18 protein-coding genes (1 of these 18 only partly in view) are annotated in these 18,790 nt (G+C 72.9%); 9 read left to right on the top strand and 9 right to left on the bottom strand.

The features are described 5' to 3' along the window. The 3 genes from DDQ41_RS05385 to DDQ41_RS05395 all read left to right on the top strand — a co-directional run. A protein-coding gene (locus tag DDQ41_RS05385) for a sporulation protein (protein WP_109293443.1) crosses the window boundary here: on the top strand, window positions 1-560 show its 3' portion. It extends 223 nt beyond the left edge of the window; only the last 560 of its 783 coding nucleotides appear in the window; its start codon lies off the left edge, out of view; it ends in the stop codon at window positions 558-560. Between the two features lie 67 nt (window positions 561-627). Then, window positions 628-1,161 carry a YbhB/YbcL family Raf kinase inhibitor-like protein gene (locus DDQ41_RS05390; RefSeq protein ID WP_109293444.1) on the top strand — a complete coding sequence of 178 codons (534 nt, stop codon included), beginning with the start codon at window positions 628-630 and terminating at the stop codon, window positions 1,159-1,161. Window positions 1,162-1,335: 174 nt separating this feature from the next. Continuing rightward, a complete protein-coding gene (locus tag DDQ41_RS05395) occupies window positions 1,336-1,878 on the top strand; it encodes an HNH endonuclease (RefSeq protein ID WP_109293445.1) in 543 nt (180 codons plus the stop codon). Between the two features lie 155 nt (window positions 1,879-2,033). Here DDQ41_RS05395 and DDQ41_RS05400 read toward each other — a convergent pair whose 3' ends face one another. The 4 genes from DDQ41_RS05400 to DDQ41_RS05415 all read right to left on the bottom strand — a co-directional run bounded on the left by DDQ41_RS05400 (window position 2,034) and on the right by DDQ41_RS05415 (window position 5,261). Further along, window positions 2,034-2,804 carry a sulfite exporter TauE/SafE family protein gene (locus tag DDQ41_RS05400; protein ID WP_109293446.1) on the bottom strand — a complete coding sequence of 257 codons (771 nt, stop codon included), beginning with the start codon at window positions 2,802-2,804 and terminating at the stop codon, window positions 2,034-2,036. Window positions 2,805-2,889: 85 nt separating this feature from the next. Beyond that, window positions 2,890-3,870: an SPFH domain-containing protein gene (locus DDQ41_RS05405; protein ID WP_109293447.1), complete on the bottom strand. Its 981-nt coding sequence runs from the start codon at window positions 3,868-3,870 to the stop codon at window positions 2,890-2,892. Window positions 3,871-3,985: 115 nt separating this feature from the next. Continuing rightward, window positions 3,986-4,414, bottom strand: coding sequence for an NfeD family protein (locus DDQ41_RS05410; protein ID WP_109293448.1), 429 nt, complete (start codon window positions 4,412-4,414; stop codon window positions 3,986-3,988). A 55-nt stretch (window positions 4,415-4,469) separates the two neighbouring features. Continuing rightward, entirely contained in the window at window positions 4,470-5,261 is a 792-nt protein-coding gene (locus DDQ41_RS05415; RefSeq protein WP_109293449.1) for an ABC transporter ATP-binding protein, read from the bottom strand. 127 nt (window positions 5,262-5,388) lie between these two features. On the opposite strand from DDQ41_RS05415, the gene DDQ41_RS05420 reads away from it, so the two are divergent. After that, window positions 5,389-6,186: a hypothetical protein gene (locus DDQ41_RS05420; protein ID WP_109293450.1), complete on the top strand. Its 798-nt coding sequence runs from the start codon at window positions 5,389-5,391 to the stop codon at window positions 6,184-6,186. A 175-nt stretch (window positions 6,187-6,361) separates the two neighbouring features. Here DDQ41_RS05420 and DDQ41_RS05425 read toward each other — a convergent pair whose 3' ends face one another. The 3 genes from DDQ41_RS05425 to DDQ41_RS05435 all read right to left on the bottom strand — a co-directional run bounded on the left by DDQ41_RS05425 (window position 6,362) and on the right by DDQ41_RS05435 (window position 8,650). Then, a complete protein-coding gene (locus DDQ41_RS05425) occupies window positions 6,362-6,604 on the bottom strand; it encodes a chaplin (RefSeq protein ID WP_109293451.1) in 243 nt (80 codons plus the stop codon). A 209-nt stretch (window positions 6,605-6,813) separates the two neighbouring features. Next, complete coding sequence (locus DDQ41_RS05430) at window positions 6,814-7,512, bottom strand: response regulator (protein WP_394342125.1); 699 nt, start codon at window positions 7,510-7,512, stop codon at window positions 6,814-6,816. Beyond that, window positions 7,505-8,650 (bottom strand): GAF domain-containing sensor histidine kinase, encoded by a 1,146-nt coding sequence (locus DDQ41_RS05435; protein ID WP_109297552.1) that lies wholly within the window; start codon window positions 8,648-8,650, stop codon window positions 7,505-7,507. The genes DDQ41_RS05430 and DDQ41_RS05435 overlap by 8 nt, the downstream gene beginning before the upstream one ends. A gap of 205 nt (window positions 8,651-8,855) precedes the next feature. Here DDQ41_RS05435 and DDQ41_RS05440 point away from each other — a divergent pair, with 205 nt between their 5' ends. The 3 genes from DDQ41_RS05440 to DDQ41_RS05450 all read left to right on the top strand — a co-directional run bounded on the left by DDQ41_RS05440 (window position 8,856) and on the right by DDQ41_RS05450 (window position 11,753). Beyond that, on the top strand, window positions 8,856-9,554 hold the full coding sequence (locus tag DDQ41_RS05440; protein WP_109293452.1) for an SDR family NAD(P)-dependent oxidoreductase: 699 nt from the start codon (window positions 8,856-8,858) through the stop codon (window positions 9,552-9,554). Further along, complete coding sequence (locus tag DDQ41_RS05445; RefSeq protein ID WP_109293453.1) at window positions 9,551-10,702, top strand: S-adenosylmethionine:tRNA ribosyltransferase-isomerase; 1,152 nt, start codon at window positions 9,551-9,553, stop codon at window positions 10,700-10,702. The genes DDQ41_RS05440 and DDQ41_RS05445 overlap by 4 nt, the downstream gene beginning before the upstream one ends. 298 nt (window positions 10,703-11,000) lie before the next feature. Further along, the gene (locus DDQ41_RS05450; RefSeq protein ID WP_109293454.1) at window positions 11,001-11,753 is read left to right on the top strand and encodes a transglycosylase SLT domain-containing protein; all 753 of its coding nucleotides are present in this window, start codon (window positions 11,001-11,003) and stop codon (window positions 11,751-11,753) included. Window positions 11,754-12,033: 280 nt separating this feature from the next. Here the strand turns inward: DDQ41_RS05450 and DDQ41_RS05455 are convergent, their stop codons facing one another. Both DDQ41_RS05455 and DDQ41_RS05460 read right to left on the bottom strand, forming a co-directional pair. Beyond that, window positions 12,034-14,634 (bottom strand): FHA domain-containing protein, encoded by a 2,601-nt coding sequence (locus DDQ41_RS05455; protein WP_174720260.1) that lies wholly within the window; start codon window positions 14,632-14,634, stop codon window positions 12,034-12,036. Between the two features lie 74 nt (window positions 14,635-14,708). Further along, window positions 14,709-15,410 carry a helix-turn-helix domain-containing protein gene (locus tag DDQ41_RS05460; protein ID WP_109293456.1) on the bottom strand — a complete coding sequence of 234 codons (702 nt, stop codon included), beginning with the start codon at window positions 15,408-15,410 and terminating at the stop codon, window positions 14,709-14,711. A gap of 96 nt (window positions 15,411-15,506) precedes the next feature. Between DDQ41_RS05460 and DDQ41_RS05465 the strand changes: the two genes are divergently transcribed. Together DDQ41_RS05465 and serB are read left to right on the top strand one after the other, a co-directional pair. Beyond that, window positions 15,507-16,925: an MFS transporter gene (locus DDQ41_RS05465; protein WP_109293457.1), complete on the top strand. Its 1,419-nt coding sequence runs from the start codon at window positions 15,507-15,509 to the stop codon at window positions 16,923-16,925. A gap of 525 nt (window positions 16,926-17,450) precedes the next feature. Next, window positions 17,451-18,665: a phosphoserine phosphatase SerB gene (serB, locus tag DDQ41_RS05470; RefSeq protein ID WP_109293458.1), complete on the top strand. Its 1,215-nt coding sequence runs from the start codon at window positions 17,451-17,453 to the stop codon at window positions 18,663-18,665. The last annotated feature ends 125 nt before the right edge of the window (window positions 18,666-18,790 follow it).

Raw genomic sequence — 18,790 nt, forward strand, 5'->3', positions numbered from 1 at the left:
GGCAGCGGCTCGGAGGCGCCTTCGAGGTGCAGGCCGGCGCCGTGCACGTGGTGCCGTTCGGGCTGGAGATCCCCTGGGAGACGCCGATCACGTCGATCGCCGGCCAGCGGCTGCGCGGTATGGACATCGGCGTGACGACCGAACTGGAGATCGCACGCGCCGTGGACTCGGGCGACCTGGACCCGATCCACGTGCACCCGCTGCCGGCGCAGCAGGCCGTTCTCGACGCGTTCATCCAGCTGGGCTTCCGCTTCAAGAGCGCGGACATGGAGCGCGGCCACATCCGCGGGACGCGCCAGCGGCTGCCCTTCTACCAGGAGATCGAGTTCTTCGCGCCGCAGCAGTACCGGGGGCTCAACCAGGTCGAGGTCACCTTCATCGCCGACGACCGCGAGATGGACGTCGTGCTCGAGATGGACAAGAAGCCGGGACTGTTCAGCGAGGGCAGCGACTCGTACCGGGCGTTCACGGTGGACCTGCACGACTTCCGGGGGACGGACCACGCCGCCTACCTCAACCAGTGGCTCGCTGAGGTCGGCGGCCGCCGCAACTGGCTGTAGGGCTCTAGTCTCGGAACCGCAAGCGCGCGATCGCAAGCGCAGGACTCCCGAGTACGGAGGTTCAGACGTGTCCGAGGCGAAGAGGGCTCCGCTGCCTCATGACTTCCATCCGCAGGTGCCGTCGTTCACCGTGACGAGTGCCGACGTCGAGGACGGCGGTGTCCTGCGGGACGCCCAGGTGCACTCGGCGGGCGACACGTCCCCGCAACTGCGGTGGGAGGGCTTCCCGGCGGAGACGAAGAGCTTCGCCGTGACGTGCTTCGACCCCGACGCCCCGACGGGCAGCGGGTTCTGGCACTGGGTGCTGTTCGACATCCCGGCGTCGGTGACCGAGCTGCCGGCCGGTGCGGGGAGCGGGAAGTTCGAGGGTCTGCCCGAGGGCGCCGTGCACGTCCGCAACGACTACGGGACGAGGGACTTCGGCGGCGCGGCCCCGCCGCCCGGTGACGGTCCGCACCGCTATGTGTTCACCGTGTACGCGGTGGACTCCGGGAAGCTGGGTCCCGGTGAGGACGCGTCGCCCGCGGTGGTGGGCTTCAATCTGCGGTTCCACACACTGGCCCGTGCCCAGCTGATCGGCGAGTACGAGAACTGCGGCTAGGGCCGCGTCGGCGTCAGCCCGTTGTTTGCCCGCTCCCGGTCTTGGAGAGATCAGGAGCGGGCATCTTTCGTGATGCGCGGATATTGCGTTGTCCGTCACGGGGCGTCCGGCCAGAGTTGGTCCAGGCCCAGCGCCCGGCACAAGGGCCGGCCGGCACACGGGAGGTGGGGCACCATGCGGGACACACTGGTACTGAACGCGAGCTTCGAGCCGCTGTCGACGGTGACGCTGAACCGGGCGGTGGTGCTGGTCCTGCAGGACAAGGCCGTCGTCGAGCAGTCCCACCCCGCGCTGCGGGTGCGCGCGGCCGCGGTGGAGCTACCGGTGCCGCGGGTGATCAGGCTCTGCAGATACGTACGGGTGCCGTTCCGAAGACAGGCTCCGTGGTCGAGACGGGGTGTGCTGGTACGGGACCAGCACCGGTGCGCCTACTGCGGGAGGCGGGCGACGACCGTGGACCATCTGGTGCCGCGGTCGCGGGGCGGTGCGGACAACTGGCTGAACACGGTCGCCTCCTGCGCCGAGGACAATCACCGCAAGGCGGACCGCACCCCGGAGCAGGCCGGGATGCCGCTGCTGCACGAGCCGTTCGTGCCGACGCCGGCGGACGCGATGCTGCTCGCGCTCCGGGCGGGTGAGCGGTCGTCGCTGCCGGAGTGGCTCGGGCTGCACGGCGGTCACGCGGCAGAGCGGCCCCCGCTGACGTCGGCGGCCTGAGACGGCACCCCTGAGAGGGCGCCCGGGCCGGTACCCGGAACGGCGGGAGAGCCGGCTCGGACAGCACCGGGGGCCGGGCGCGGAGGCCACCCGGCCCCGGGTGGCTCACCGGTGAGCGGGAAGCCCGCCTCCTCGTGGCGGGCGTCCGTGCGCCCTCAGCGGAGGACGAGCTGGACGACGGCCGCCGTCCCCACGATCACGATGAAGGTCCGCAGTGCCACGGGCGGGAGCCGGCGGCCGATCCTCGCGCCGACCTGGCCGCCGATGGCGGAACCGACCGCGATGAGCAGGACGGCGGTCCAGTCGAAGTGGGCGACGAAGAGGAAGAAGAGCGCGGCCACGGAGTTGACGATCGCCGCGAGGACGTTCTTGGTGGCGTTGATCCGCTGCAGGCTGTCGTCGATCAGGATGCCCATGAGGGAGAGGTAGATGATCCCCTGGGCGGCGGTGAAGTAGCCGCCGTAGACGCTGGCGGCCAGCAGGGCGGTGAGGAGGAGGGGGCCGCCGTCGGAGTGCGGTGCACCGGTTCCGCGGCGTTCACGGCGGCGCTGGACGGCGGCGGAGATCCGGGGCTGGAGCACGACGAGCACCAGGGCGAGCGTCACGAGGACCGGGACGACGGTCTCGAAGGCCGTCGGCGGCAGCAGGGTCAGCAGCATCGCGCCCGCGAGACCGCCGGCCAGGGCGGCGAGGCCGAGGCGGAGGATGCGGCGCCGCTGGCCGGCGAGTTCGGCGCGGTAGCCGATGGCTCCGCTGATCGACCCCGGTATCAGGCCGAGGGCGTTCGAGACGGTGGCCGTGACGGGCGGGAGCCCGGTGGCCAGGAGTACCGGGAACGTGATGAGGGTTCCGGAGCCGACGATCGTGTTGATCGTGCCCGCCGCCGTGCCCGCCACGAAGATCGCGACCGCTTCCCAGATGGACAAGGCCGTCTCCTCACATGTTCGGTGCGTCGCCTCCCCGCCGTCGAGGTCGAGGGGCCGCACCGATCATGCACGACCGGCCGGGCGGTCAGTCGATCGGGGGCTGCTCGCGCCGCTCCGTGCCACCGCTCTGGCGGGGGAGGCCGCTGCCGCCGGTGCCTGCCGCGCCGTTGCCGCCGCCGTTGCCGGAGAGGGGTCCGCCGAAGCTGCCGATGGCGCCGGAGAGGCCCTTGAGCGCGTCGCCGATCTCGCTGGGCACGATCCAGAGCTTGTTGGCGTCGCCCTCCGCGATCTTCGGGAGCATCTGGAGGTATTGGTACGACAGCAGCTTCTGGTCCGGGTCCCCGGCGTGGATGGACTCGAAGACCGTGCGGATCGCCTGGGCCTCGCCCTCGGCGCGCAGGGCAGCGGCCTTGGCCTCGCCCTCGGCGCGGAGGATGGCGGACTGCTTCTCGCCCTCGGCGGTGAGGATCTGCGACTGGCGGATGCCCTCGGCGGTGAGGATGGCGGCGCGCTTGTCGCGGTCCGCGCGCATCTGCTTCTCCATCGAGTCCTGGATGGAGGTGGGGGGTTCGATGGCCTTGAGTTCCACGCGGTTGACTCGGATGCCCCACTTGCCGGTGGCCTCGTCGAGGACGCCGCGGAGGGCGGCGTTGATCTCCTCGCGGGAGGTGAGGGTGCGCTCGAGGTCCATGCCGCCGATGATGTTGCGGAGGGTGGTGACGGTCAGCTGCTCGATCGCCTGGATGTAGCTGGCCACCTCGTAGGTCGCCGCGCGGGCGTCGGTCACCTGGTAGTAGATGACGGTGTCGATGTTGACGACGAGGTTGTCCTGGGTGATCACCGGCTGGGGCGGGAACGGGACCACCTGTTCACGCAGGTCGATCCGGTTGCGGATCGAGTCGATGAACGGCACCACGATGTTCAGCCCCGCGTTGAGGGTGCGCGTGTAGCGGCCGAACCGCTCCACGATGGCGGCACTGGCCTGGGGGATGACCTGGATCGTCTTGATCAGGGCGATGAAGACCAGCACCACCAGAATGACCAGAACGATGATGATCGATGGCATCGTGCTTCCCGTGCCCTTCGCTGCCGGATGAGTCTCTGATGATCGAGTTTCCCAGACCGCTGGCGGTCATGGGTGAGGTTACGTCACATGATCATGATGAACCGTCACCCGGGTGTCACATCACCACGGCCGTCGCACCGTCGATCTCGACCACGTCCACCTGCTCCCCCGGCTCGAAGGCCCGGGAGGCGTCGAGGGCCCTCGCCGACCAGATCTCGCCGGCGAGCTTGATCCGGCCGCCGTCTCCGTCCACCCGTTCCAGCACGACCGCCTGACGGCCTCTCAGCGCGTCGACCCCGCTGGCGAGATGGGGGCGCTGTTTGCCGTGGCGTGCGGCGATGGGCCGTACGACGGCGATGAGCGCGACCGAGACGGCCGCGAACACCACCACCTGCGCCACCACGCCGAAGCCGAGGCCGGCGGTGACGGCTCCCGCGACCGCGCCGACGGAGAGCATCCCGAGTTCCGGCATGGCGGTGATCACGAGGGGGATACCGAGCCCGACCGCCGCGACGAGCCACCACACCCATGCGTCGATGTCCACGGGGCCATGGTAAAGGGGCGAACGCCGCCCCGACAGGGCGCTGTCGGGGCGCCTGTCAGGAGAGCGGCAGCCCCCGGGCGGTCCAGCGCTCGTCGTTGCGCTCGACGAGGAGCGGGAGCCCGAAGCAGAGGGAGAGGTTGCGGGAGGTCAGCTCGGTCTCCATCGGGCCCGCGGTGAGCACCCTCCCCTGACGGATCATCAGAACGTGGGTGAAGCCCGGCGCGATCTCCTCGACGTGGTGGGTCACCATGATCATGGAGGGGGCGTACGGATCGCGGGCGAGCCGGCCGAGGCGGCGGACCAGGTCCTCGCGGCCGCCGAGGTCGAGGCCGGCGGCGGGCTCGTCGAGCAGCAGCAGTTCGGGATCGATCATCATCGCGCGGGCGATGAGCGTGCGCTTGCGCTCGCCCTCGGACAGGGTGCCGAACGTGCGGTCCAGGTAACCGGACATGCCGAGGCGGTCGAGGAAGGCCCGGGCGCGCTGCTCGTCGACGGCGTCGTAGTCCTCGTGCCAGGTGGCGGTCATGCCGTACGCGGCGGTGAGGACGGTCTGCAGGACGGTCTGGCGCTTGGGGAGCTTGTCGGCCATGGCGATGCCGGCCATGCCGATGCGGGGGCGGAGCTCGAAGACGTCGACGCCGCCGAGCCGGTCGCCGAGGATGGTGGCGGTGCCGGTGGTGGGGAACAGGTAACTGGAGGCGAGGTTGAGGAGGGTGGTCTTGCCGGCGCCGTTCGGGCCGAGGATCACCCAGCGCTCGCCCTCCTTGACCGACCAGGAGACGTCGTCCACCAGAGCACGTCCTCCGCGGACCACGGATACGTCCACCAGCTCCAGTACATCGCTCATGAGCGCGTTGTCTCCCCATTCGGTCGTCGGGTCTCGGGCTCTGCCCGCCTGTGGGCACGGCTCCCCAGGTAAACCTACGCCACCCGCCCGGTGCTCCTGCCCCGGGTCCGGTACCTAGGCTGGGTCCATGCTCTCGGAACCACGTTCAGGACGCCTGGCCGCCTGGGGTAACGCCCTCTCGGCCGGATTCGTATCGCCGGACGACGCAGCGACCGCGATCGTCGGGGAGGACGCGGTGCACCGCGTGGCGGGACTCCCCGGCGAGAACGGACCGGTGGGGCTCACGCTGGCGCTGGGGCGGCTGCGCGCGGCCGGGGTGCGGGGGTTCCGGGTGGCCCTGCCCGCGCCCGGGCATCCGCTGGGGCTGAGCGGGCCGCCGGAGTTCAACGCGCGGGCGCTGGAGGCGCGGGAGGCGGTGGTCTGCCACGGGGCGGCGTACGGCCTGGTGCCCGAGGTGCGCGAGGCCGGTCCGGACGGCGATGTGCACGCCGATGTCGTCTGGCACTGCCTGCCGGTGCGGGAGGCCCCGCCCGCCGACGTCCCCTCCCTCGGCGAGGCGGAACGGGAGCTCGCGGAAGGGCTGCGGGAGGCTGCGGAGGTGCTGTCGCGGCTGGACGTGGCGGCCTCCGGGCCGGTGGCCGAGGCGGCGCTCGGCGCGTACCGGGCGCGGGCCGAGCCGCGGGCTGCCCGCGAGGTACTCGCGCCCGGGTACCCGTCCCGGGCGGCGCGTGTGCTGGAACTGGCCGAGCGGATCGGTCTACTGCTGTCCCTGGCGTACGGCAACGGTCACGGCGGGGCGATGAGCGCGTCGGAGATGTCGGCCCGGGGGGCGGCTCTGCGTCCGGTGGAGCGGGTGGCGCGGCGCGCGCGGGTGGCGGCGTACAACGCCTATGTGGAGGACCTGGAGCGCCGGGCGGATCGCTGACGGAAGCGGCCGGAAGCCGCTGGAAGCCGCCGGGTGTGCTCCCGGTCCGGGAGCGGCGCGGCGGGGCCCGGCGCGATGGCGGCCCGTTGGCGGGGCGCGGCGGGGCCGGGCGCCCGACGGACCCCGGGCACGGTCCGGGGTCCGTCGGGCGCTGCCGGAGAGCCGGGCGGCGCGCTCAGCCGTTGACGCCCGTGTTGCCGAAGGCCGGGTTCAGGACGCCGATGACGTTGACCGTGTTGCCGACGGCGTTGACCGGGACGTGGATCGGCGCCTGGATCAGGTTGCCGGAGCCGACGCCCGGGGAGTGCGTGGCGTGGCCGTCCGCGTGCGCGCTGGTGGCGGACGCGACTCCGGCGCCTGCGGCGACGATGCCGCCGGCGACCACGGAGACGGCGAGGGCCTTCTTCAGGTTCTTCACTTCGGGATCCTCCTAGGCGTCACCGCGGCGGGACCGCCGCGGCTCGCCCTGGAGAACGCCCGGGACGCGTCCGGGATACGCCGTGTGGGCGACATACACACGACGGTATGAATCTCACACCGGAGGGCACCGGACCGGTTCCCCGCTCGGACGCCCCGTCGAGCGACCCGGCCGGGTGACCTGCCGAAACGTTCCGATCAGCCCGGTTCTCAGCCGGAGAGGCCATGCCGGACGGCCCAGAGCGCCGCCTGGGTGCGGTCCACGAGATCGAGCTTCATCAGGATGTTCGACACATGGGTCTTCACCGTCTTCTCGGACAGGACCAGGGTCCGGGCGATCTCCCGGTTGGAGCGGCCGTCGGCGATGAGCCCGAGCACCTCCCGCTCCCGCTCGGTGAGCGAGGTGCCCCTCCCCTGCCCGCCGCCCGGCTCGTCCTGGGCCAGCAGCACGCCCGCCACCTCCGGCTGGAGGAGCACATGCCCCGCGTGCACGGAGCGGATCGCCGCGGCGAGCGCGTCGGGGTCGACGTCCTTGTACACATAGCCCGAGGCGCCGGCGCGCAGCGCGGGCACGACCGTGCGCCGCTCGGTGAAACTCGTGACGACCAGCACCTTCGCGGCGCTGTCGAGCGCGCGCAGCTTGCGCAGCGCCTCGATCCCGTCGGTGCCGGGCATCCGCACGTCCATCAGCACGACGTCGGGCAGCAGTTCCCCGGCGCGGGCCACTCCCTCGTCCCCGTCCCCCGCCTCGCCGACGACCTCAATGCCGTCCTGCACCTCGAGGAAGGTGCGCAGCCCCCTGCGCACCACCTGGTGGTCGTCCACCAGCAGCACGCGGATCGCCCGCCCCTCCGCCGGCGCCGCCCCGCCGCCCGGACGCGCCGGGTCTCCGCTCTCCCGCTCAGCCACCGGGGACCTCCATCTCGACCGTGGTGCCCATGCCGGGCGCCGATTCCACCGTGAGTCTTCCGCCGACCCCGCTCGCCCGGTCGCGCATGGAGACCAGGCCGAGGTGGCGACCGGCCGTGCGGACCGCCCCGGGCTCGAAGCCGCTGCCGTCGTCGGTGACGCTGAGGACCGCGCCCCGGCCGCGGCGGGCGAGGCTGACCGCGACCCGTGGCGCGCCCGAGTGCCGCAGCGCGTTGTGCAGGGCCTCCTGGGCGACCCGGAGCAGGGCCTCCTCCTGGGCGGCGGGCAGGGCGCGGACCCCGCGGCTGTCGAAGGTGACATGGGCGCTGTGGGCGCGGTCGAGTACCTGGACCTGGGTGCGGAGGGTCTCGGCCAGGCCGTCCTCGTCCAGGGCGGCGGGGCGCAGTTCGACGACCGCGGCACGCAGTTCGTCGGCGGCCTCGGCGGCGAGCGCGGCCACCTGCTGCAGCTCGCCCTTGGCCCGGCCCGGGTCGCGGTCCACCAGGCGGGCCGCGGCCTGTGCGGTCAGCCGGAGGGAGAACAGCTTCTGGCTGACGGCGTCGTGGAGTTCGTGCGCGAGGCGGGAGCGCTCCTCGGCGATGGTGAGTTCACGGCTGCGCTCGTACAGCCGGGCGTTGGTGAGGGCGATGGCCGCGTGCTGCGCGAGGATCGACAGCAACTCCTCGTCCTCCTCGGTGAACCCGCACACGCCCTCGGGCTTGGGGCACCGCTTGTTGGCGAGGAAAAGCGCTCCGATCGTCTCGTCGCCGTCCCTGACGGGCAGGCCCAGGAAGTCGGCCATCTCGGGATGGGCGGCGGGCCAGCCCCCGAAGCGGGGGTCCTTGCGCACGTCCGCGAGCCGCTCGGTCCCGGCGTCCCTCAGCATCGCGGCGAGGATGCCGTGCTGGCGCGGGAGCGGCCCGATCGCCCGCCACTGCTCGTCGCTGACGCCGTCGACGACGAACTGGGCGAAGCCCCCGTGGTCGTCCGGGACGCCGAGCGCCGCGTACTCCGCGCCGAGCAGCTCGCGAGCCGACGCGACGATCGTCTTGAGGACGTCGCGGACCTCGAGGTGCCTGCTCATCGCGAGCAGCGCGGTGCTCACGGCGGCCAGGCCGGAACTCGGTCGATGGCTCATGGGATCACCGTACCGGGGTGCCGTGACGGTGCGTATCGGCCTGTGGACGGCGGCGGGACCGGTCCCGGGGCCTAGGTCGAAGTGCCCGGGGCGGTAGGGGCGCGGGAACGAGGCGCCGGAGCCGGTGGCCGGGACAGCCTGGACGGCATACGGAAGGTCGGCGCGGTGTCGGTAACGGCGCCGCGGGACGAGTGAGGGGTGTGCCATGCCGGTCGCGATCATCACGGGGGCTTCGAAGGGGCTCGGGTACGCGCTGGGGGCCGCGCTCGCGCGGCGCGGCTGGGATCTGGTGCTGGACGCGCGGACGGCACCGGTCCTGGAGGCGTCGGCCGGGGAGCTGCGCCGGTACGGGACGCGGGTGGCGGCGGTGCCCGGGGACGTCACCGACCCGGGGCACCGCGCCGGGCTGGTGTCCGCGGCCCGCGAACTGGGCGGTTCCCTCGATCTGCTGGTCAGCAACGCCAGTGCGCTGGGTGCCGAGCCGCTGGTGCGGCTGGAGGAGTTGCGGCTGGACGCTCTGCGGGCGGCCCTGGAGACCAATGCGGTGGCGGCGCTGGGGCTGGTACAGGAGGCGCTTCCGCTGCTGCGTGCCGGTGCGCCGGGCGCGGTGGTCGCGGTCTCGTCGGACGCCGCGACCGGTGCGTACGAGACCTGGGGCGGTTACGGGGCGTCGAAGGCCGCGCTCGACCGGCTTGCGGCCGTGCTGGCGGTGGAGGAGCCGGAGCTGCGGGTGTGGGCGGTCGACCCGGGCGACATGCGCACGGATCTGTACGCGGCGGCGGTGCCGGGCGACGACGGCCCGAGGCCCGCGCCGGACGAGGTGGTGCCGGGGTTCCTCCGGCTGCTGGACGAGCGGCCGCCGAGCGGCCGCTACTCCGCCGCGGTGCCGGCGGCCGGGCGATGAACGTGCTGGAGGCCCTGCGGGTGCCGGACGGGCTGTCGGCGCGGGTCCCGGCGGAGGAGCGCGGGGCGGGACGGGACGACGTGCGGCTGATGGTGTCGCGCGGCACGGCCGTGGCGCACCACGCGTTCCGCGAGCTGCCCGGGCTGCTGCGGGCCGGGGACGTGCTGGTGGTGAACACCTCGGCGACCCTGCCCGCGGCGGTGAACGCGCGGCTGGGCGGGGAGCGCCTGGTCGTCCACTTCTCCACGCGGGGTGACGCGGGGCCCTCCGGGGCGGCCTCGGAGGGCGGGCTGTGGGCGGTGGAGCTGCGGTCGCCGGACGGGGCGGGCAGCACGCTGCCGAGGGCGGGAGGCCCGGCGGGGGCGCGCATACGGCTGCCCGGGGGCGGGGTGCTCGTGCCGCGGGAGCCGCTGGTCGAGGGCTCACCCCGGCTGTGGTGGGCGGTGGTGTCGGTGGACGTGCCCACGCTGCTGGCACGCTACGGCCGGCCGATCCGGTACCGCTACACCGAGCGGGACCAGCCGCTCTCCGCGTATCGGACGGTGTTCGCCCTGCCGGCGCCGGACGGGTCCGGCTCGGCCGAGATGCCGAGCGCGGCGCGCCCCTTCACCGAGGGCCTGGTGGCGGAGCTGGTGCGGCGGGGGGTGCGGTTCGCCCCGGTCACGCTGCACACGGGGGTGGCTTCGGCGGAGGCGCACGAGCCGCCCTACCCGGAGCGCTTCGAGGTGCCGGCGGCCACGGCGTGGCTGGTGAACGCGGCCCGTGCGGGCCGGCGGGCCGACGGGGGCGCGGGCAGGGGCGGAGACGGGAGCGGGGGCCGGGACGGGTGCGAGGGCGGGGGCGGTCGGATCGTGGCGGTCGGCACGACGGCGGTGCGTGCGCTGGAGTCGGCGGCCGGGCCGGACGGCGCGGTGCGTGCGGCGGCGGGCTGGACGGATCTCGTCGTCACACCCGCGCGGGGGGTTCGCGTGGTGGAGGGCCTGCTGACCGGCCTGCACGAGCCCGCGGCCTCCCATCTGCTGATGCTCGAGGCGGTCGCCGGACGCGAGGCGCTCACCCGCAGCTACACGGAGGCGCTGCGGCACCGCTACCTCTGGCACGAGTTCGGCGACGTCCATCTCCTCCTCCCGAGCGAGGACACTCACTGAACGCATTGCGGAAGCAACGGATGGTGAGAGTGCCGGGGGTGCGGTGTGACCCCGCACATAGGACCCACATCACTTACGAAGCACGCTAGTGGCTACATAAAGGACATGTGAGCAGGCCAGAGTGTGCAGACTGCGCAACTTGTCCGATTTTGGGTCTTCCAGCTCCACTACCCGGGGTCGTACGTCACACCGTTGCCACAGGATTTTGCTGCCGCTAAGAATTGCGTCCGTCGCCGCCGAGCAGGCGCTGCGCCGCCCGGCCGAAGCGACTTCCGCTATTCGAAGAGGTACGTCTCGCATGTCCGCGTCCCGCACCCCCGGCTCCCGCCGCATGTCCAAGACCCACAAGTTCTCGATCGCCGGTATCGCCGCCGCAGGCGCCTCCGCCCTCGCGTTCTCGCTCGTCCCGGGCAGCGCCGTCGCCGGTACCGGGACGCAGGCCGCACCGGCCTCCGAGGTCACCTGGTCCGCGGCCGTCGACCCCGCCAAGGCCGCCGCTCTGCAGACCGGCATCGCCGAGCAGAACGCCTTCACCGCGGCCCAGGCCAAGGCGGTCGCCGCCAAGGCCAAGGCGGTCGCCGCCGAGGCCGAGGCCGCCGCGAACGCCAAGACCGCCCAGGTCAAGGCCGCCGCCCAGGCGAAGGCGGTCGCCGCCAAGGCCGAGGCCGCCGCCAAGGGGCGCGCCCTGGAGCAGGCCGCCAGCCGCGCCGCCGCCCGCAAGCCGGTCTACGCCAACAACCTGGACGGCTGGATCCGCGAGGCCCTGGACATCATGAAGAAGCACAACATCCCGGGCACCTACCACGGCATCTACAAGAACGTGATGCGTGAGTCGAGCGGCAACCCCCGCGCGATCAACAACTGGGACATCAACGCCGCCAACGGTGTCCCGTCGAAGGGCCTGCTCCAGGTCATCAAGCCGACCTTCGACGCCTACCACGTCCCCGGCACCGCCAAGGACCAGTACGACCCGGTGGCCAACATCGTCGCCGCCTGCAACTACGCGGCCGACCGCTACGGCTCGATCGACAACGTCAACAGCGCCTACTGACGGACGCGGGCCGGGCCGCACCCGCGCCACCGATACGCCGGAGGGCGGCACCCGCTGCGGGTGCCGCCCTCCGGCGTCGTCCCTGCCCTGCGCGCCCCGGTAAAGCCCGGTGAAGCCCGCGCCGCCGGCGCCGCGCATCCCGCGCGGGACCACCGGTCCCGCCACACCGCCGGTCCCGCGCGGGACCACCGGTCCCGCCACACCGCCGGCACCGCCACGCATTCCACCGCCGCCACGCGTTCCACCGGTGCGGCGTGGACACCCGGGCCGCGGGAGCCCGCTACTTGCGCATGACCTCCGGCTCATGGCGGCGCAGGAAGCGGGCCACGAGGAAGCCGCACAGCGCGCCGAGCGCCAGCAGCGCCGCCATGTCCAGGCCCCAGGCCCCGGCCTCGTGGTCCCAGAGCGGGTCGGTGTTGCCGGGGTCGTCCTGGTCGGGCCTGATCCTGTTGAGGTCCAGGGTGGCGCCGGCCGCGGCGACCGCCCAGCGGGACGGCATCAGATACGAGAACTCGTTCACGCCGATGGTGCCGTTGAGGGTGAACAGGCAGCCGGTGAACACGAGCTGGACGACCGCGAACATCACCAGCAGCGGCATGGCCTTCTCGGCGGTCTTCACCAGCGCCGAGATGACCAGGCCGAACATCATCGAGGCGAAGCCGAGCGCCATGATCGGCAGCGAGAGTTCCAGGAGCGTGGCCGAGCCGAGGACCAGCCCCTCCTCGGGGATCTCCCGGGCGGCGAAGCCGATGGCGCCGACCAGGGCGCCCTGGAACACGGTGATCATGCCGAGGACGATCACCTTGGACATCAGATACGCGGAGCGTGACAGGCCGGTCGCCCGCTCCCGCTCGTAGATCACCCGTTCCTTGATCAGCTCGCGGATCGAGTTGGCGGCGCCGGCGAAGCAGGCGCCGGCCGCGAGGATCAGCAGCACCGTGGTGGCCGTGCCGTTCGGGACGATCCTGCCGGTCTGCGGGTTCACGCCGTTGGGCAGCATCCCCTTGTCCAGATCGATGAGCAGGCTCACCGCGCCGATGACCGAGGGCACGAGCACCGACAGCGCGAGGAAGCCCCGGTCGGAGGAGATCACCGAGACATAGCGCCGCATCAGGGTGCCGAGCTGGGAGAACCACCCCTGGGGCTTCGGCGGCCGCATCGCCTGGGGAGGCGGCATGTGCACCGACTGGGCGGCGACGGCGTCGATGTCCGCGGCGTACACCTGGAAGTGCTGCGAGCCCTTCCAGCGGCCCGCCCAGTCGTAGTCGCGGTAGTTCTCGAAGGCGGAGAACACATCGGCCCAGGTCTCGTAGCCGAAGAAGTTCAGCGCCTCCTCCGGCGGCCCGAAGTACGCCACCGAGCCGCCCGGCGCCATCACCAGCAGCTTGTCGCACAGTGCCAGCTCGGCCACCGAGTGGGTGACCACCAGGACGGTGCGTCCGTCGTCGGCGAGGCCGCGCAGCAACTGCATGACGTCGCGGTCCATGCCCGGGTCGAGGCCGGAGGTCGGCTCGTCCAGGAAGATCAGCGACGGCTTGGTCAGCAGTTCCAGGGCGACGGAGACGCGCTTGCGCTGGCCCCCGGAGAGGGAGGTGACCTTCTTGCCCTTGTGGAGGTCGAGCTTCAGCTCGCGCAGGACCTCGTCGACGCGGGCCTCGCGCTCGGCCGCCGTGGTGTCCGCCGGGAATCGCAGCTTGGCCGCGTAGGTGAGGGCCTTCATGACGGTCAGCTCCTTGTGCAGGATGTCGTCCTGCGGGACCAGACCGATGCGCTGGCGCAGCTCGGCGAAGTGCTTGTACAGGTTCCGGTTGTCGTAGAGCACATCGCCCCGGTCGGCGGGGCGGTAGCCGGTGAGGGCCTTGAGCAGGGTCGACTTCCCGGACCCGGAGGGGCCGATGACCGCGATGAGCGACTTCTCCGGGACGCCGAAGGAGACGTCCCCGAGGATCTCCTTGCCGCCGTCGACCGTGACGGTGAGATGACGGGCGGAGAAGGTCACCTCGCCGGTGTCGACGAACTCCTCCAGGCGGTCGCCGACGAGGCGGAACGTGGAGTGGCCGACGCCGACGGTGTCGTTCGGGCCGATGAGCGCGGTGCCGGACTTGGCGAGCGGCTGGCCGTTGACGTAGGTGCCGTTGTGCGAGCCGAGGTCGCGGATCTCGAAACGGCCGTCGGGCGTCACGTGGAACTCGGCGTGGTGGCGGGAGACCTGGAGGTCGGAGACCACCAGGTCGTTCTCCAGCGCACGGCCGATGCGCACCACCCGGCCAAGGGACAGCTGGTGGAACGTGGTGGGGCTGCGGTCGCCGTGCGCCGGCGGGGCTCCCGCGGGGCCGGACGGCGCTTCACGGGCCTGGTGGCCGCGGGGACCCTGCTGGTGCGGCACCTCGGCGGCGGACGGCCGCCGCCGCTGCGCCTGCTGCGCCTGCTGCGCCTGCTGCCGAGCCCAGCCCTGGTGGGCGGGGTCCTGGTGGGCGGGGTCCTGGTGGGCGGGGTCCTGGTAGGCGGGGTGGGCGGGGCCCTGCTGCCCCGACGGGGCGGTACCGGCCTGCTGCGGAGCGGCTCCGTGTGCGCTGTACGCGCCGGCCTCGACGCCGGACAGGCTCAGCCGCGGGCCGTCGGTGGCGTTGCCGAGGTGCACCGCGGAGCCGGGGCCGAGCTCCAGCCGGTGGACACGCCGGCCCTGCACATACGTGCCGTTGGTGCTGCCGTGGTCTTCGAGGAACCAACTCCGTCCGCTCCGGCTGATCGTGGCGTGCCGCCACGACACCCGGGCGTCGTCGATCACCACGTCACCCTGAGGGTCCCGCCCCAGGGTGTACGACCTGGACGGATCGAGGGTCCAAGTCCTTCCGTTCAATTCCAGTACGAGTTCCGGCACTCCATGCCCCACCTAGTTGTCCCCCGAGCTGCCCCCGTCGACGGGCATCCGGGGATGGCGAACGTCGTGAGGAACTATTCCAGGGACGGTCCCGTATCCGAAAACCGGGCCTGGTGAAGGCGGCCCTCGTCCTCCGGGCCGTGGGGCGCCGGCGTGGACGGTCCGGCGCGCATGACGGCCTGGTCTCCTCGCGGACCGAACAGGTGCAGGATCTCCACGCTGGTCGCGTCCGCGGGGCCGAACCAGTGGGGCTCGGTGGTGTCGAACTCGGCCACTTCGCCGGGCCGCAGTGTGAACTCCTCGGACCCGAGGATGAGGCGCAGCCGACCGGCGAGGACGTAGAGCCATTCGTATCCCTCGTGGACGACCGGTTCCGGCGGGCGGGGGGCCAGTACCTGCTTGAAGACCTGCACTCGGCCCGGGTACTGCGTCAGGGGCACGAGGACGCTCCCGCGCTCCCGGTGAAGGGGCCGCAGGTGCACCCGGGGGTCACCGCTGGGCGGTGCCGCCACCAGCTGGTCGAGTGCGACGCGGTGCGCCCGTGCCAGCGGGATGAGCAGGTCCAGAGTCGGGCGCCGCTTGCCCGACTCCACCCGGGACAGCGTGCTGACCGAGATGCCGGTCGTCGCGGCGAGTGCCTCGAGCGTGAGCCCCCGTTCCCGGCGCAGCCCGCGCAACCGGGGCCCGATGCCGTCGAGAATCCGCGCCAGCTCCGTTCCGTCCCCCTGCCGGCCTTCCCCGTGCCCGTGCCCGCCGTCCCTGGATCCCGTGGTCATGGATGAAGTTTTGCAGTCCCCGCAAAGTCGGTGGGCGGCGGCCGTCGCCCGGGCCGATCCTTGCCGGGCCCTGTCCCCGCACGTCAGAGGAAGACCGTGACCGCGACGACACACCCCGTCCGTACCGTGCCGAGTGCGCGCAGACGCTGGACCGTACTGGCCGTCTGCTGCCTGAGCATGTTCCTGGTGGGCCTGGACACCACCATCGTCAATGTGGGGCTGCCGGCCATCGGGCGCGGCCTGGACGTCGGCACCCGCGGTCTCGAATGGATCGTGGACGCCTACACCCTCGTCCTGGCCGGTCTGCTGATCTCCTCCGGCGCACTGGCGGACCGCTTCGGACGCCGCCGGGTGTTCCAGTGCGGGCTGGCCGTGTTCGGCGCGGCCTCACTGCTGTGCGCGCTCGCCCCGTCGGCGGGAGTGCTCGTCGCGGCCCGCGCCCTGCAGGGCGTCGGAGCCTCGATGCTCAGCCCCGTGGCGCTCGCGATCGTGGTGAACGCGATGCCGGACCCCAGGGAACGGGCGCAGGCGATCGGCATCTGGGCGTCGGTGTTCGGGCTGAGCCTGGCGGCCGGTCCCGTGACGGGCGGCGCGCTGCTCGCAGCGCTCGACTGGCGGGCGCTGTTCTGGATCAACGCGCCCGTCATCGCGGCCGCCCTGCTGCTCAGCGCGGTGTTCGTGCCGGAGTCCCGGGCACCGCGGGCCCGGCGGCTCGACCTGCCGGGCCAGGTCCTGCTGGCCGTGGTCCTCGCCGTCACGGTCGGCGTCCTGATCGAAGGGCCGCGCATCGGCTGGACGTCGCCCGCGGCACTGGCGGGGTACGCATGCGCTGCCGTGGCGACAGCCGGATTCGTGTGGGTCGAGTCGCGCCGGCGCGAGCCGCTGATGGATCTGCGGCTCTTCGGGAACCCGGCGTTCAGCGGTGCCGTCGTGGGCGCGGTGTCGGTCTTCGTCGCCCTCGGCACGACACTGCTGCTCAGCACCCTCTACCTGCAGCAGACCCGGCAGTGGACGCCGCTGGCCGCCGGATCGGCGACCTTGCCCCTGGCCGTCGGCGCGACCGTCTGCGCCCCCTGGTCCGGCCGGATGGTCGGCCGCACGGGCCCGAGGCTGCCGCTGCTCCTCGCCGGTGGATTCCTCACGGCCGGCGGGCTCTGCCTGGTCGGGCTCACCCCGCACACCGACGTGCGCGTGCTGCTGGCCGCGTACGCGCTCATCGGCATCGGGTTCGGATTCGCCAACGCCCCGATCACCAACGCCGCGGTCAACGGACTGCCACCCGCCCGTGCCGGGGTGGCCGGGGCGATCACCTCCACCGCGCGGCAGCTCGGCTCCGCCCTCGGCATCGCTCTCGCCGGCGGCCTGGTCACGGCCGCCGGGCCGGCGGAGCTGGCACACGCGTCCCGCCCCGGCTGGATCCTCGTCGCCACCTGCGGCGTGGTGCTCCTCCTCGTCGCCCAGGTGTCGCGGCCGAAGGACGCCGCCGCGGGCCGCGCCTCCCACCGGCCCCGGTGAGCCGCGTGACGCGCCTCACGCACAGCGACGCACAGCGGTCCGGGGAGCGGTCCGGGGAGCGGCGCCTCCGCCGCGTCGAGCACTGCCGAACCCGCGGGCCCGTGTGGTCACGTCAGCCCGTGTGGTCACGTCGACCCGTGTGGTCACGTCAGCCCGTGTGGTCACGTCGCCGCTGGGACGGGCGTCTCCCGGGCCCGCGGGTCGAAGGAGGTGGACCGATGACGCAGATCGGCCGGGCCGTGCCCCATGGGGCACGGCGCTCCCGCGGGCGGGAGGTGACCGCTCGGGCAGCCGCCGGGCGTTCGTCGCGCCAGCGTGCTCACACCCGCCGTCCCCTGTGCCCTCATACCCGCCGCCCCCCGTCCCCCCGTCCTCCGTCCCCCCGTACGGCGGCCGTCGGGCCGTCGGCCACTCGGCGACCCCGGCGCCGCCCGCGCCCCGCCTCGGCCGGGAGGGCCGCCGGCTGTCCGGTACGCGGGACGGGGCGGCGCATGGCACGGAGTGCCCGATACCGTGGGGAGCACCATGAGCGCATCGCAGCCCCCGCAGACGTCCGAGGTCCCCACCCTGCTGGTGAAGATCTTCGGAAAGGACCGCCCCGGCATCACCGCCGGGCTCTTCGACACCCTCGCCGCCTTCTCCGTCGACGTGGTCGACATCGAGCAGGTCGTCACACGGGGGCGCATCACCCTGTGCGCACTCGTCACCGAGCCGGCCCCCGGCACCGAGGGCGAGTTGCGGGCCACCGTGCACGGCTGGGCGGATTCGCTGAAACTCCAGGCCGAGATCATCTCGGGCCTCGGCGACAACCGGCCGCGTGGCAGCGGCCGCTCGCATGTGACCGTGCTCGGGCATCCGCTGACCGCGGAGTGCACGGCCGCCATAGCGGCCAGGATCACCGGGACGGGCGGCAACATCGACCGTATCCACCGGCTCGCCAAGTACCCGGTGACCGCCGTGGAGTTCGCGGTGTCGGGCTGTGAGACGGAGCCGCTGCGGACCGCGCTGGCGACCGAGGCGGCGGAGATCGGGGTGGACGTCGCGGTCGTCTCGGCCGGACTGCACCGCCGGGCGCAGCGCCTGGTGGTGATGGACGTCGACTCCACGTTGATCACCGACGAGGTCATCGAGCTGTTCGCGGCCCACGCGGGCTGCGAGGCCGAGGTCGCCGGGGTCACGGCCGCCGCGATGCGGGGAGAGCTGGACTTCGAGCAGTCGCTGCACGCCCGGGTCGCACTGCTGGCGGGCCTGGACGCGTCGGTGGTGGACAAGGTGCGCACGGAGGTACGGCTCACCCCGGGCGCGCGCACGCTGATCCGTACGCTGAAGCGGCTGGGCTTCCAAGTCGGTGTGGTCTCGGGCGGGTTCACCCAGGTCACCGACGACCTGAAGGAGCGCCTGGGCCTCGACTTCGCCTCGGCCAACACCCTGGAGATCGTGGACGGCAGGCTCACCGGCCGCGTCACCGGCGAGATCGTGGACCGGGCGGGGAAGGCCCGGCTGCTGCGGCGCTTCGCGGCGGAGGCGGGGGTGCCGCTCGCGCAGACCGTGGCGATCGGGGACGGGGCCAACGACCTGGACATGCTGAACGCGGCCGGGCTGGGGGTGGCCTTCAACGCCAAGCCCGTGGTGCGCAGGGCCGCCGACACGGCCGTCAACGTGCCCTTCCTGGACGCGGTGCTCTATCTGCTCGGGATCACCCGCGAGGAGGTCGAGACCGCGGACGCCCACGAGGGCTGAGCGGGCGGACGGCGGCATCCTCCGCGGTCTGGGCCCGTCGGATGGCGCGCAACGCCTGCGCCCGGAGCGTCGGACGGCACGCCCGTGCCGTCGGGTGGGGCGGCACGGGCGGTGGCCCGCCGGGT

The sequence above is a fragment of the Streptomyces spongiicola genome, assembly GCF_003122365.1.
GTDB classification, from domain to species: Bacteria; Actinomycetota; Actinomycetes; order Streptomycetales; family Streptomycetaceae; genus Streptomyces; species Streptomyces spongiicola.